The organism is Nocardia sp. NPDC004711, from assembly GCF_053601595.1.
This window is the reverse complement of the sequence record NZ_JBSGCB010000005.1, coordinates 1-13,489: the sequence shown is the minus strand read 5'-3', so window position 1 is coordinate 13,489 and position 13,489 is coordinate 1. Positions and strand designations below refer to the sequence as shown.

Below are 13,489 nucleotides of genomic sequence, written 5' to 3'. Positions count from 1 at the left end.
GACATCGACCCCAGGAATACGAAAGGCGCTGTCACCCACAGGTGACAGCGCCTCGCGCTAACGGGTCAGTTACCCACCCGTCTTCTCGTAGTTGTTCACGGCGGTCTGCAACTGCTCCAGCGCCTTGCCCAGTTGGCCCAGATCGCCGGACTTCTGTGCGTCCTGAACCGCCCGCAACGCGTCGTCGAGTTGCTTGACCGCCGCATCCTTGCCGACGGACCCGGTGGCCGGGGGTGTCGCCGGTGTGGTCGGCGGCGTCGCGCCCTGGGCCGGCGGAGTGGCCGTCTGTCCCGGCTGATCGGTTGCGGCGCTGCCGGTTCCGGGCAGCACCTGGTCGAGCGCTTCCTTGACCGTCGATCCGTAGCCGACCTTGTCGCGGTAGCTGGCCAGCACCTTCACCAGCTGCGGGAAGGACGGCGCGTTGGGCCCGCCGGTATTGCGTTCCAGGTACCAGGGTTCGACGTACAGGATGCCGCCGTCACCGACCGGCAGGGTCAGCAGATTGCCGTATTTGATCTTGTTGACATTGCCACCGGTCAGCAGGTTCCGGTCTCGGGACACTTGATCGGCCGTCGTCATGGACGTCTGCGTCTGGCCCGGGCCCGGCGTCTGTGAATCCGCGGGCAGCTTCAAAACGGTGATCTTGCCGTAGTTGTCGGGATCCGAATGCGCCTGGATGTAAGCGGACAGGAAGTTCCGCTTGTAACCCACCATCACACTGGTCAGGTTGAACTGCGACTTCCCGGTCTTCGAATCGCCGAGCAGGACGTAGTACGGCGGTTGATGCGCCCCGCTGGCCGCGCCCTCCTGGGTCGGATCATTGGGCACCGACCAGAAGGCGTTGTTGGTGAAGAACTCTCGCGGATCGTCCACGTGGTACTTCGCCAGCATCTCGCGCTGCACCTTGAACAGGTCTTCCGGGTAGCGGAAGTGCGCGCGCAGCTCGTCGGAGATGGCGCTCTCCGGCTTCACCGCGTTCGGGAACACGCCCATCCACGCCTTCAGCACCGGATCGGTCTTGTCCACCTCGTACAGGCTGACGGTGCCGTCATACGCATCGACGGTGGCCTTCACCGAGTTCCGGATGTAGGAGACCTCCTTGCGGGGTAGTAGACGCCCCGTGGTCTGGTCGATGGAGTCCTCGACGACGCCGTCCAGCGAGGTCTTCTGCGCGTACGGGTAATTGTCGAGGGTGGTGTAGGCGTCCACGATCCAGACGATGCGGCCCTTCACCACGGCCGGGTACACATCGCCGTCGGCGGTCAGCCACGGCGCCACCTGGGTGACGCGGTCACGCGGATTGCGATTGAAGATGATCTTCGAATCCGGTCCGATGGCGCCCGAGAACAGGATGTTGCGCTCGGCGTACTTGGCCGCGAAGGCCAGCCGGTTGAACCAGTTGCCGAGCGGCACGCCGCCCGCGCCGTCGTAGGTGAACTGGTCGGTGGGGGTGTCGTATTCGCGCTTGGGCTGGTTGTTGCTGCCCACGATCGCGTAGTCGGCATCCGACTTGGAGATCAGCTCGCCGTAGTAGATGCGCGGCTGATCGACCGGGATGGCCTGCTCTTCCTTGGGCGTGAACAGGTCGCTGACCGTCTTCTTGTCGCCGACATTGAACACCGGATAGCCGTACCCGCCACCGGAATCACTGCCCGCGGACTGACCTGCCTGCTGGGATTCCTTGGGCGGAGCCGCGTTCACCTTGTTGGCGGGCGAGGCCACGAAGCCGTTGCCGTGTGTGTACACGGTGTGCTTGTTGATCCAGTCGGTCTGGTTGCCGGACAGGTTCTGCGGCTGCAGCTCGCGCGCGGCCACGATGTAATCGCCCATCTCACCGTTGATGGTGTAACGGTCGATGTCGAGCGGATCCGGGAAGCCGTAGAAGTTCTGCAGCTGCAGATTGCGCTGAATGAACGTCTGGGTCAGCAGGTTCGGGTCCAGCAGCCGGATGTTCTTGATGGTCTGCTGGTCAGCGGGCACGGTGACCGGGTCCTTGGTCGCCTCGCCCTTGTAGTCGACGTACTGGACCTTGTCCTGGGTGAGCCCGTAGGCCTCGCGGGTGGCCTCGATATTGCGCTCGATATAGGCCTGTTCCTTGGTGGCCGCGTTCGGGCGCACCGAGAACTGCTCGACCAGCAGCGGCCACACCGCGCCCACCAGCACCGAGGACAGCACCAGCAGCGCCGCCGCCATGGCCGGAATCCGCAGGTCGCGCAGTACGACTCCGGCGAAGAAGGCGATGGCGCAGATGACCGCGATGGACAGCAGGATCAGCTTGGCCGGCAGCACCGCGTTGATATCGGTGTAGGAGCCACCGGTGAAGGTCGGCTCCTTGCGGGTGCTCGACAGCAGCGCGTAGCGGTCCAGCCAATACGCGACCGCCTTGAGCAGCACGAAGAGTCCGGCCAGGATGGCCAGCTGCACGCGCGCCGAGGTGCTCAGTGTGCCCTCGCGGCCGGACAGCCGCAGCCCGCCGAAGACGTAGTGCGCCACCAGGTTCGCGAAGAAGGCGATCACCACGGAGACGAAGAGCCAGTTCAGCACCATCCGATAGAACGGCAGATCGAAGGCGTAGAAGCCGACGTCCAGATGGAACTGCGGATCCTTGACCCCGAAGGAGCTGCCGTGCAGGAACAGCTGCACCGTCACCCAGCTCGACTGCGCCACCAGACCCGACAGCACGCCGATGAGCACCGGGATGCCGATACCGAACAGACGCAGCCGGCTCATCACCGTCGTCCGGTAGCGGGCGATCGGATCGCCGGGTCCGTTCGCCGGCACGAACACCGGACGCGACCGGTACGCCAGCAGCAGCGCCAGCCAGATGATGACGGCCACGACCACCGCGACCACCAGGAACAACAGGATCCGGGTGAACAGCACGGTGGTGTAGACGTTGCGGAATCCCACCTCCCCGAACCACAACCAGTTGGTGTAGGCGTCGGTGAGCCGGGGCCCGACCAGTAACAGTGCGGCCAGCACCAGCGCCGTGACGAGCAGAATGCGGCTGCGTCGCGACAGCGAAGGTAAGCCGGTCGGGGGGCGCATGCCCACGATGCCACTCTCCCAGGTCCGGCGACGCCCCGGCCGGGATACCGGCACGCAGCGTCGCAGTCCGATGATGCGAGTTGGTCCCAGGGGACCGTTCGCGCCCCACTCTACGTAAAACGCCCGCCGCGCGGCCGAACACCTGCCGCGTGGGCCGGACATGAGCGGGATGCGAGGATTGCCGGGTGAATCCTGAGCAGTGGGCGGCCTCGGCCCTGTACCGGTGTATCCGGGAAGTCGCGGAATATGTCGACGGCGAAGGCTGGGACCGCCCGCCGCAGATGTTCGCCCTGGTACCGACCGCGGACCTGGCCGCCGCCGAACCCGCGCTGCTCGATCAGCTGGACGAGCAGAACGCCCTGACTCCCATTGCGCAGGAACCCTTCCCCGAGGACATCGCGGGCGAGGCCGACGCCATGGCGCTCGACGAGTTCCTCGCCACCACCAGTTGGCCGCCGTCCGTCGAGGGCTGTGTACTGGTACAGCAGATCGTGGTGCTGCCGCCGGCCGCCGAGCAGACCCTCGACGATGCCATCGCTCCCCTGCTCGCCGACCGCGACGCCGCCGACCAGGCCGCCCGCCGCGCGGCCATGACCCACGCCGAGCGCCGCGACGCCCGCCTGTTCGTCGGTGTCCTGCGCGACGGCACCTCGCTGTCGCTGCTGCAGGTCCGGCCCAGCGAGGAGAACGAGGATCCTTTCGGCGACCTCGATCTGCGCACCGCCCCGAACCTCGCCCCGAATCTCGTCGAAGCCCTGCGCCACACGCTGGAGAACGATCCCGACGACTTCTGAACGAGGTCAGCCGCAGCTGGTGACTTCCTTGCCCGCGTTGATGTCCTCGAGCGATTGGACTGCGCCGGACAGGTTTTCGACCTTGACCAGGCGCAGGCCCGCGGGCGTGCGCTGAGCGGCCTCGTTGCAATTGGCGGCGGGGACCATGAAGGTCTCGGCACCCGCTTCGCGGGCGGCGATCATCTTGTACTGGATGCCGCCGATCGGGCCGACCTTGCCGTCGGGGTCGATGGTGCCGGTGCCCGCGACGAACTTGCCGCCGGACAGGTCACCGGTGGTGAGCTTGTCGACGAGGGCCAGGGTGAACATCAGCCCCGCCGACGGGCCGCCGATCTCGCCGAGGTTGAAGTCGACCTTGATCGGGCCCTTGTTGACCTCGTCGGGAGTGATGCCGAGGTAGCCCTTGCCGGAATCGTCGGGGCGCGCGCCCAGGGTGATCTCGGCGGTCTGCTCGACGCCGTCGCGGCGGACCACCACCGGGATGGTGGTGCCGGGCTTGGCCGAGGAGACCGCGGTCACAACGTCTTTGGTGGTGGCGATCGGCTTACCGTCGATACTGACGATCTCGTCGCCCTTCTTCAGCATGTCCTTGGCCGGGCCGTCGTCGGCGACATTCGCCAGCTGCACCGCGGTCGGCAGCTTCAGATAGTTGAGGGCCGCCAATTCCGCGGAGTCCTCGGAATCCTTGAACTGCTGCTGATTGGATTTGTCGACATCATCACGCGACTGTCCCGGCGGATAGACCTCCGCGCGCGGCACCAAACCGTGCTGGCCGTCGATCCACAAGCCGATCGCCTCGAAAATATTCAGCCGATCGCGAACGGAGACGGTCGTCATATTGAGATTGCCGGACACCGGTTTCACCGGCGCGCCCTGCACGTCGACCACCTGTTTTCCGTCGACTTCGCCCAGCGTATTGAAGGTCGGCCCCGGTCCGAGCGCCACGAACGGAACGGTGACGACACTGCCAAGTATGCCCAGCGCCAGAATCGGGACCAGAGCGGCGAGCAGGGTGAATATCCGACGGTTCACGCGGCCAAGGGTACTGGTCATCGAGGCCATTGCCGCGCTCCGCTCGGCGGTTCGCGTGGTCCGCGGCTCCAGTACCGTAGTGGGTATGAGTGATTTTCCGTTCGGATTCTCGAATCGCGACGACGATCCGGAGCGCAAGCCCGGGGACCAGTCCAGCGATTCTGGTGCGAACAACCCGTTCGGATTCGCCATGGGCGGTCCGGGCGGCGGCGGATTCGATCCCTCGCAACTCGGTCAGATGCTGACGCAGCTGGGTGCCATGTTCTCGAGCATGGGACAGCCGGGCGCACAGACCGGTCCGGTCAATTACGACATCGCCAAGCGGCTGGCCCGCCAGCAGCTCGGGTCCAGTGTCCCGCCCGTCTCGTCCGGCGCGCAGAGCGCGGTCGCCGATGCGGCGCATCTGGCGGAGCTGTGGCTCGACGCCGCCACCACCTTCCCCGCGGGCGCGACCAAGACCGTCGCGTGGACCGCCAACGACTGGATCGAGGAGACGCTGCCCACCTGGAAGCGGCTGTGTGATCCGGTGGCCGAACAGGTTTCCGGCATGTGGACCGCCACACTCCCGGCCGAGGCCAGGGAATTCGCCGCGCCGATGTTCGGAATGCTCGGCCAGATGGGCGGACTCGCATTCGGTTCGCAGCTGGGCCAGGCCCTGGGCCAGCTCGCCAAGGAGGTGCTGACCTCCACCGACATCGGCCTGCCGCTGGGTCCCGACGGCACCGCGGCGCTGCTGCCCGCGGCCATCTCGGAATTCAGCGCCGGGCTCGAGCAGCCGGAGAGCGAGATCCTGGTCTACCTGGCCGCCCGCGAGACCGCGCACCAGCGGCTGTTCGCGCACGTGCCGTGGCTGCGCCAGCAGGTGCTGGGCGCGGTCGAGGACTACGCGCGCGGCATCAAGATGGACTTCTCGGCCATCGAGCAGGCCGCCCAGAACCTGGATCCCATGGCGCTGGCGCAGGATCCGTCGAAGCTGGAAGAGCTGCTGTCGCAGGGCACGTTCGAACCGCAGACCACCCCCGAGCAGAAGGCCGCGCTGGAGCGGCTGGAGACGCTGCTGGCGCTCATCGAGGGCTGGGTGGAGACCGTGGTCACCGACGCCGTGAGCGATCGGCTGCCCGGTGCGGGCGCGCTGGCCGAGACGCTGCGCCGTCGTCGTGCCACCGGCGGGCCGGCCGAGCAGACCTTCGCGACGCTCGTCGGCCTGGAGTTGCGGCCGCGCAAGGTGCGCGAGGCCGCCGCGCTGTGGCGGCGGCTGACCACCGACGCCGGGCTGGAGAAGCGCGACGGCGTGTGGGCGCACCCGGACCTGCTGCCCGACTCCTCCGACCTGGACGCCCCGGCGGGCTTCATCGATTCGGTGCTGGGCGGCGGCGCGGCGGTGTTCGACGATCCGCTGGCGCAGCTGGCCGAGACGGAGGCGCGGGAGCGCGCCGAAAAGGAAGGCAAGGGCGAGGATGCCACCGGCGACAAGCCCGAGGGCGATGCCACCGCCTGACCTGTGGATGGCCGCAAGACCCTGACGCGAGTTGTGGATAACCCGCGAAAGCGCTGATGAACAAGCGTTTTCGCGGGTTTCCGCGTTTCCGGGAGCATGCACGCTGATGGCATGACGACTCTGCTGCCGACCCGTGGACCGATGCTCCATCCCCGAATCACCGTGCTGGTGCGCCCGAATGGCGCGGTCCAGCTCGGCTGGGATCCCGAGCACGCGGTCATCCTGCAACCGCCGGGGCCGATCGAGGCGGTGCCCTCGTTGCTGCGGCTACTGGACGGGTCCCGCACCCAGGCCGAGATTCTCTGGCAGGCCCGGGAATTGGGATTCGGGACCGATATCGCGAAGTCGCTGCTCGAGCAGATGGCGGCCGCGGAGCTACTGGCCGTGGATGGGCCGCGCGCACGATTGCGGAAGGTGCGGGTCCATGGCCGCGGGCCGCTGGCGGACGCACTGCTGGACGGCCTGCGCCGAATCGGCCTGCGGGCCAAGCACTCCCACGCGCGCTACGGAGAGCCGGGCATCGAGAGCCTCGAGGCGGATCGGCCGGATCTGCTCGTGCTGTCCGACACCCTGGTCCCGGATCCGGCCCTGGTGACCGCGCTCATGCGCCGCCGCATTCCCCATCTGCAGGTCCGCATCCGCGATGGGCGCGGGATCGTCGGCCCGCTGGTGCTGCCGGGCGAAACCGGTTGTCTGCGTTGCGCGGACCTGTATCGCGCCGAGTCCGAACCGGCGTGGCCGCAACTGGCGGCGCAGTTGCTGGGGCGGGTCGGGTACGCGTCCCCGGCGGGGGTGGCCGTGACCGCGGCCCTGGCGCTGCAGGAGATCGAGACCGTGTCCTTCGGCCGGGCGGAGCACCCGCCGGCCACGCTGCATGCCACGCTCGAATGGGATCCGGAGATTCCGCACCTGGATCGGCGTCCGTGGCCCGTCCATCCGAGCTGCGGTTGCCGTGAAAGCGCGGTGGTGTGATGGAAACCACTATCGCCGCTAACCCGGAAGAACACCCCAATCCCATGGCGGACCGTCTGGGACATCGGCATGATGGGAACGTGTCAGAGATTGTGAGCAAGCGCTCTTCCCGCAATGCCAAGCTGGCCAAGATTCCACTGGGCATCGCAGGGCGGGCGGCCGTGGGTTTCGGCCGCAAACTTGCCGGGGGAGACAAGCAGGAGATCAACGCCGAGCTGAATCAGAAGGCCGCCGAACAGCTCTTCGCCGTGCTCGGTGAGCTCAAGGGCGGCGCCATGAAGTTCGGTCAGGCGCTGTCGGTGATGGAGGCCGCCGTCCCGGAGGAGTTCGGCGAGCACTATCGCGAGGCGCTCACCAAGCTGCAGGCCGCCGCGCCGCCCATGCCGGCCGCGGCCGTGCATCGGCAGCTGGACCAGCAGCTGGGAACCGGCTGGCGGCAACGCTTCCGGGAATTCGACGACGCGCCCACCGCCTCGGCCAGCATCGGCCAGGTGCACAAGGCGATCTGGTCCGACGGCCGGGTGGTCGCGGTGAAGGTGCAGTACCCGGGCGCCGACGAGGCGCTGCGCGCCGATCTCAAGACGCTCAACCGGATGGCGGGCATGATGAGCGCGCTCATTCCGGGCGCCGACATCAAGCCGATCCTCGCCGAGATCAGTGAGCGCACCGAGGAGGAGCTGGACTACCGGATCGAGGGCGGGCATCAGCGCCAGTTCGCCCGGGCCTACGAGGGGCACCCGCGCTTCCTGGTGCCGAAGGTGGTGGCCAGCGCACCGAAGGTGATCGTCACCGAGTGGCTGGACAATGCCACCCCGGTCTCGAAGATCATTCAGCGCGGCATGGCGGACCCGGACGGCACGGTCGACCTGCGCAATCGGACGGCCTCGCTGATGGGCGAATTCCATTTCAGCTCACCGTCGATCGCGGGCCTGCTGCACGCCGATCCGCATCCGGGCAATTTCATGGTGCTCGAGGACGGCCGCCTCGCGGTCATCGACTACGGCGCCTGCGCTCCCCTGCCCAATGGCTTCCCCAAGATCCTGGGCCAGATGGTGGCGCTCGAGGTCCAGCAGCGTTACGACGAACTGACGGCGCTGCTGCACGACAACGGCTGGGTCATCCCGGGCAAGACCGTCAGCATCCAGGAGATCCAGGACTACCTGCGACCCTTCACCGACCCCATCAAAACCGAAACCTTCCACTTCACCCGCCGGTGGATGCAGCGCGTGGCGGGCAAGGCCACCGACATCTCCAACGCCGACATGATGAAAACCGCTCGCTCCCTGCAACTCCCGGCGGAACACGTGATGATCTTCCGAGTCCTCGGCGGATCGGTAGGGATCTGCGCCCAGCTCGACGCCGAAATCCCCTTCATGAAGCTCATGAACGATTGGGTCCCCGGCTACGTCGAGACCCTCCGCGCCGCGAGCTGAATTCTCCTGCGACGCAAAACGACCCGCCTACCGTCTGGTAAGCGGGTCGTATGCGTTCTACTCCCCCGGAAGCCGGGGCGATCATGCCACCGCGACCTTGCGCGGGCGGCCACGCGGGCGCTTGCGGGCGATCACGACACCCTGGTCGAAGATCTCACCGCCCCAGACGCCCCAGGGCTCACCGCGATCCAGTGCGGCCGACAGGCAGCCCTGGCGGATCGGGCAGGACGCGCACAACGCCTTCGCCTCTTCCAGCTGGGCGGGGGCCTCGGCGAACCAGAGGTCCGGGTTGCCGACTCGGCAGGGCAGGGTGATGGTGACTCCCCGGCGGGTGCGGGTCGTCGTGTTGGCCACGGTGTTGCGGCATGTCACTCGTTCACGGATGACCGTGGTGGACACGTCGGGCTCCTTCAGCTCGTGCATCGGTCGTTCGGTGTTTCGCGAAACCGGTGCCGGTGGCTGCAGGGCCGATAAAACTTTGGCCACGGTTTCGCGGGGTTCGCGATCCGTGGCCAGGAGGTCTGGGAGTGATTCCCTACCTGAGTCGACTTCGGTGTCGACTCCTGATCACGGTCGCTGGGTCGGTAGTGCGGGGACGGGCTGCCAGCAGATGCACCGGACGCTCGGTTCCGGTTGCGACTGCGAGGGTTTCGACGGCCGCGTACACGGCAGCCGGGTGCCAGTCACCCTTGGGCTTGTCCTGCTTGATCACGATCTGCTGATCCGCTTGGGCTTTGCTTGCAAAGACCTGAAGACCAAGATCGCCATTCACGCCGGACATACGAATCCCCTTGGGCGCGAGGATCCCCCGGGAGACGGACGCGACGGACATGACGCATGCCGTCGCCGGACGGCCGGCGATGCTGCCGGTCGAAACGAAGCTCGAAATGTTGTTCATCGGTCTGTCTCCCTCCTTCACTCGTAGCGATCAGTGCTTGGAACACGCGGGCTCTTCCCCGGTGCGTGAGAACCACACTAGGTACCTATACGGATGCGCACAACCTATTTTTGACCTGCGGTTTTAGGGGCTTGCACACATTCTTCGCACGGACTAGGAAGAGTCCCGTAGCCGCGATCGGACGATCGCGAGGACATCCGCGCCGTATGCCTGCAGTTTCTTGGCCCCGATGCCGGGAAGCGCCACCAGGGCTCGGTCGTCGGCCGGGCGCTGTTCGGCGATGGCGGTCAGGGTCGTATCGCTGAACACCACAAAATGTGGCAGTGACAGCTCCTCGGCCTTCTCGCGCCGCCATTCCTTCAGTGCCTCGAGCAGTTCCGGGTCGATGTCGGCGGGGCAGCGCGAGCAGCGGCCGAGCATGGTGGCCTGCGTATTCAGCAGCGGCCGACCGCAAATGCGGCAGGTCGGGTGGACGCGCTTGGGACCGTTGCGGCGCTCGGTGGTGTGGGCGGCGATGCGCGAGGCCGGCGAGTCGTCGGGGACCAGGCCGATGAGGAAGCGGGAACGGCGGCGCACCTTGCGGCCGCCCGCGGAACGGGCCAGGGCCCAGGACAATTGGAGGTGTTCCCGCGCGCGGGTGACGCCGACGTAGAGCAGGCGGCGTTCCTCCTCGAGGGCGGCCTCGTCGGAAACCGTTGCGTCCGGGCCGAGTACGTGCTGGATGGGCAGGGTGCCGTCGGCCAGGCCGACCAGGAAGACGGCGTCCCACTCCAGACCCTTGGCAGCGTGCAGCGAGGCCAGGGTGATGCCCTGCACGGTCGGTGGGTGCCGGGCCTCGGCGCGGGCGGCCAGCTCGCGCAGCAGGCCGGTCAGTTCCAGGTCCGGATCCTGCTCGGCGAGTTCCTCGGTGAGCTGGACCAGCGCCATCAGCGAGGACCAGCGTTCGCGGGCCTGGGCGCCGACCGGCTCCTCCTTGGTGAGCCCGACCTGGGCCAGTGCCGCGCGCACCAGGGTGACCAGCTGCTCGCCGCGGGCATCGGGCAGGTCGTCGCGGTTGGCGGCCGTGCGCAGCGCCGACACCGCCTGCCGCACCTCGGGCCGGTGGAAGAAGCCCTCGCCGCCGCGTACCTGATACGGGATGCCCGCCTCGGTGAGCGCCTGCTCGTAGACCTCCGATTGCGCGTTGATGCGGTAGAGGATCGCGATTTCCGCTGCGGGAACACCTTTTCCGAGCAGTTTGGCGACCGCCCTGGCGACGGCGGCGGCCTCGGCGGGCTCGTCGTCGAATTCGGCGAAGGTCGGTTCCGGGCCGTCGGCGCGCTGGCCGATGAGCTGCAGCCGGGTGCCCGCGATGCGGCCGCGGGCCGCACCGATCACCCGGTTGGCCAGCGACACCACCTGCGGGGTGGAGCGGTAGTCGCGTTCCAGGCGGACCACGGTGGCGTCGGGGAAGCGGCGGGAGAAGTCGAGCAGATGGGCCGGGCTGGCCCCGGTGAAGGAGTAGATGGTCTGGTTGGCATCGCCGACCACGGTCAGGTCGTCGCGATCGCCGAGCCAGGCGTCGAGCACCCGCTGCTGCAGCGGGGTGACGTCCTGGTACTCGTCCACCACGAAACACCGGTAGCGGCCGCGGAACTCCTCGGCCACCGACGAATAGTCCTCGAGCGCGGCCGCGGTGTGCAGCAGCAGATCGTCGAAATCGAGCAGCAACCCGTCGGGGGTGTTCTTCAGGGCCTCGTAATAGGTGTAGACCGCCGAGACCTTCTTCGCCTCGTAGGGCACATCGCGGTGGCGGCGGGCCGCCTCGCCCGCATAGTCCTCGGGCGCGACGAGCGAGCCCTTGGCCCATTCGATCTCGCCGATCAGGTCGCGCAGGCTGTCGGTGTCGGTGGGCAGCCCGGCCCGGCCGGCGGCCTGGGCCACGATGGGGAACTTGCCGTCGATCAGCCGCCACGGCACCTCGCCGACCACCTGCGGCCAGAAGTATTTGAGCTGCCGCAGCGCCGCGGCGTGGAAGGTCCGCGCCTGCACCTGCCCGGCCTCACCGCTCAAACCCAGGGCCCGCAGCCGATTCCGCAGCTCCCCCGCCGCACGGGCGGTGAAGGTCACCGACAGCACCTGGTCGGCACGCACATGCCCGGCCGAGACCAGGTGCGCGATGCGATGAGTGATGGTGCGCGTCTTGCCGGTGCCCGCGCCCGCCAGCACGCAGACCGGTCCCCGGGGTGCGCGCACGGCCGCGGCCTGCTCGGCATCGAGTTCGTCGAGCCGGAGCTGGGCCTGGGTGGTCGCGGCAGTCACGCGCTCCATCATGACAGTGCCCTCCGACAGGCGTGGTGGCCCTCCGCGCGGCGGCACGAAAACTGGACGGTTGAGAAAACGTCCGGTTAGCGTGCGGACGTGGTCGATGAGACGCGGGAGACGCATGAGACGCACGAACGTCATGCGAGTTGGATGGAATTGTTCTTCGACCTGGTGGCGGTCGCCGGGATCGGCCAGCTGACGCACCTGCTGCATCGCGGTCCGTCACTCGGCGACTTCGGGCTGTACGTGGTGCTCTACCTGGCGTTCTGGATGGTCTGGGCGTGCATCACGCTGTACGGCAATATCGCTCGGGACCAGGCGCGGGTGGTACTGATGCTGTCGGCCATGCTGGGCCTGGGGCTGATGGCCGCGGCCGTCCCCGGCATTCCCGACCGGCACGCCACCACCTTCGCGGCGGTCTACGTACTGGTGCGGCTCGGATCCGAACATCTGTGGGGTCGCGGCAAGATCGTGGTCGACTGGCCCACGGTGCAGCTCACCATCGGCGTGTACCCGTGGATCATCTCGCTGTGGGTGAGTGAACCGGCGAAGTACTGGCTGTGGGCCGCGGGCCTGGCGCTGGATCTGTGGATCATGTTCGCGGTCAGCGGCGAGCAGATGCTGGCCGAGGTGCGCAAGCGGCTGCGCGCCCGATTGCAGCGGGCCGAGCGCAACCCGCGCTTCGATCCCGATCGAGTGACGAAAATGGAAGCGGTGCACGCGGATCCGGCGCACCTGGGTGAGCGGCTCGGGCTGTTCGTGATCATCGTGCTCGGCGAGGGTGTCATCGGCATCATCGCCGCGCTGGGCGGACAACTGTGGACCGCCGCCGTGCTGGGCCTGGCCTTCGCCGCATTCGTGATCCTGGCCGGGCTGTGGGCGTTGACCCTCCTGTTCGGTTTCGTGCCGCGCCTGATGACCGAGTCGGTCGCCGCGGCCGACGAACCGTGGCAGCGCATCATGCTCACGCACTGCGGCATCACGGGCGGCCTGGCCACCCTCGCCGCCGGCCTGGGTCTGGCGATGGATCACCCCCACGGACATCTGAGCACCGGTGCCGGCTGGGCGTTGTGCGGCGGTGCCGCATGCTATTTCGCGGTCGTGGGCCTGAGCGGCGTGCGCAGTGGCGCGGGTTGGCGGTGGACCCTGGTCTGGCCGCTGCCCTGCACGCTGCTCGCCGTGCTCCTCGGCCTGTTCGCCGCACATCTGACGGCCCTGCCCCTGGTCTGCGCGGTGGCGGCGCAGGTGCTGTGGCCGCTGCTGTGGGAGACCTGGACTAGCCGCGGTCGCGGAGTTGGCGTAATGCCGCGGTGAAGCGGGGGGTGCGGTCGCCGAGGGGGGCGAAGAAGTCGCGGTCGCAGGTTTCGACGGCGCCGATGGCCCGATTGACCAGGGCCGCACCGGATTCGGTGGGAACGAGGGATTTGGCGCGGCGGTCGGTGGGGTGATCGCGCCGTTCCAGCAGGCCCTTCTGTTCCAGGGTGCGCAGCACCTGGGAGGTCATCATGGG

General features: G+C 67.8%; 11 protein-coding genes. 5 read left to right on the top strand and 6 right to left on the bottom strand.

Features of this window, described 5'->3' with window-relative positions; genetic code table 11:
• Positions 1-69 precede the first annotated feature (69 nt).
• A complete protein-coding gene (locus ACWEKS_RS05965; protein WP_452339046.1) occupies positions 70-3,054 on the bottom strand; it encodes a UPF0182 family protein in 2,985 nt (994 codons plus the stop codon).
• Between the two features lie 179 nt (positions 3,055-3,233).
• Here ACWEKS_RS05965 and ACWEKS_RS05960 point away from each other — a divergent pair, with 179 nt between their 5' ends.
• On the top strand, positions 3,234-3,842 hold the full coding sequence (locus ACWEKS_RS05960; RefSeq protein ID WP_452339045.1) for a PPA1309 family protein: 609 nt from the start codon (positions 3,234-3,236) through the stop codon (positions 3,840-3,842).
• Positions 3,843-3,848: 6 nt separating this feature from the next.
• Here the strand turns inward: ACWEKS_RS05960 and ACWEKS_RS05955 are convergent, their stop codons facing one another.
• Positions 3,849-4,874 (bottom strand): YlbL family protein, encoded by a 1,026-nt coding sequence (locus ACWEKS_RS05955; RefSeq protein WP_364607761.1) that lies wholly within the window; start codon positions 4,872-4,874, stop codon positions 3,849-3,851.
• Positions 4,875-4,959: 85 nt separating this feature from the next.
• On the opposite strand from ACWEKS_RS05955, the gene ACWEKS_RS05950 reads away from it, so the two are divergent.
• The 3 genes from ACWEKS_RS05950 to ACWEKS_RS05940 all read left to right on the top strand — a co-directional run bounded on the left by ACWEKS_RS05950 (position 4,960) and on the right by ACWEKS_RS05940 (position 8,777).
• Positions 4,960-6,372 (top strand): zinc-dependent metalloprotease, encoded by a 1,413-nt coding sequence (locus ACWEKS_RS05950; RefSeq protein ID WP_452339044.1) that lies wholly within the window; start codon positions 4,960-4,962, stop codon positions 6,370-6,372.
• 111 nt (positions 6,373-6,483) lie between these two features.
• A complete protein-coding gene (locus ACWEKS_RS05945) occupies positions 6,484-7,344 on the top strand; it encodes a TOMM precursor leader peptide-binding protein (RefSeq protein WP_452339043.1) in 861 nt (286 codons plus the stop codon).
• Positions 7,345-7,388: 44 nt separating this feature from the next.
• On the top strand, positions 7,389-8,777 hold the full coding sequence (locus ACWEKS_RS05940) for an ABC1 kinase family protein (RefSeq protein WP_452339241.1): 1,389 nt from the start codon (positions 7,389-7,391) through the stop codon (positions 8,775-8,777).
• Between the two features lie 81 nt (positions 8,778-8,858).
• Here ACWEKS_RS05940 and ACWEKS_RS05935 read toward each other — a convergent pair whose 3' ends face one another.
• The 3 genes from ACWEKS_RS05935 to ACWEKS_RS05925 form a co-directional block, all read right to left on the bottom strand.
• Positions 8,859-9,200: a WhiB family transcriptional regulator gene (locus ACWEKS_RS05935; protein WP_379379392.1), complete on the bottom strand. Its 342-nt coding sequence runs from the start codon at positions 9,198-9,200 to the stop codon at positions 8,859-8,861.
• A 112-nt stretch (positions 9,201-9,312) separates the two neighbouring features.
• Positions 9,313-9,675 carry a hypothetical protein gene (locus ACWEKS_RS05930; RefSeq protein WP_354840427.1) on the bottom strand — a complete coding sequence of 121 codons (363 nt, stop codon included), beginning with the start codon at positions 9,673-9,675 and terminating at the stop codon, positions 9,313-9,315.
• A gap of 153 nt (positions 9,676-9,828) precedes the next feature.
• Positions 9,829-11,985 carry an ATP-dependent DNA helicase UvrD2 gene (locus ACWEKS_RS05925; protein WP_452339240.1) on the bottom strand — a complete coding sequence of 719 codons (2,157 nt, stop codon included), beginning with the start codon at positions 11,983-11,985 and terminating at the stop codon, positions 9,829-9,831.
• A gap of 90 nt (positions 11,986-12,075) precedes the next feature.
• On the opposite strand from ACWEKS_RS05925, the gene ACWEKS_RS05920 reads away from it, so the two are divergent.
• On the top strand, positions 12,076-13,293 hold the full coding sequence (locus ACWEKS_RS05920) for a low temperature requirement protein A (protein WP_452339042.1): 1,218 nt from the start codon (positions 12,076-12,078) through the stop codon (positions 13,291-13,293).
• Here ACWEKS_RS05920 and ACWEKS_RS05915 read toward each other — a convergent pair.
• Positions 13,256-13,489 (bottom strand): MarR family transcriptional regulator (locus ACWEKS_RS05915; protein WP_452339041.1); only part of this gene is annotated, 234 nt, incomplete at its 5' end. The two genes, ACWEKS_RS05920 and ACWEKS_RS05915, sit on opposite strands and share 38 nt — an antisense overlap.

Bases quoted from the DNA above. Each gene is read 5' to 3' on its own strand.
- ACWEKS_RS05930 (WP_354840427.1), bottom strand. From the start codon at position 9,675: ATGAACAACATTTCGAGCTTCGTTTCGACCGGCAGCATCGCCGGCCGT.
- ACWEKS_RS05950 (WP_452339044.1), top strand. From the start codon at position 4,960: ATGAGTGATTTTCCGTTCGGATTCTCGAATCGCGACGACGATCCGGAG.
- ACWEKS_RS05925 (WP_452339240.1), bottom strand. From the start codon at position 11,985: ATGGAGCGCGTGACTGCCGCGACCACCCAGGCCCAGCTCCGGCTCGAC.
- ACWEKS_RS05940 (WP_452339241.1), top strand. From the start codon at position 7,389: ATGGCGGACCGTCTGGGACATCGGCATGATGGGAACGTGTCAGAGATT.
- ACWEKS_RS05935 (WP_379379392.1), bottom strand. From the start codon at position 9,200: ATGCACGAGCTGAAGGAGCCCGACGTGTCCACCACGGTCATCCGTGAA.
- ACWEKS_RS05945 (WP_452339043.1), top strand. From the start codon at position 6,484: ATGACGACTCTGCTGCCGACCCGTGGACCGATGCTCCATCCCCGAATC.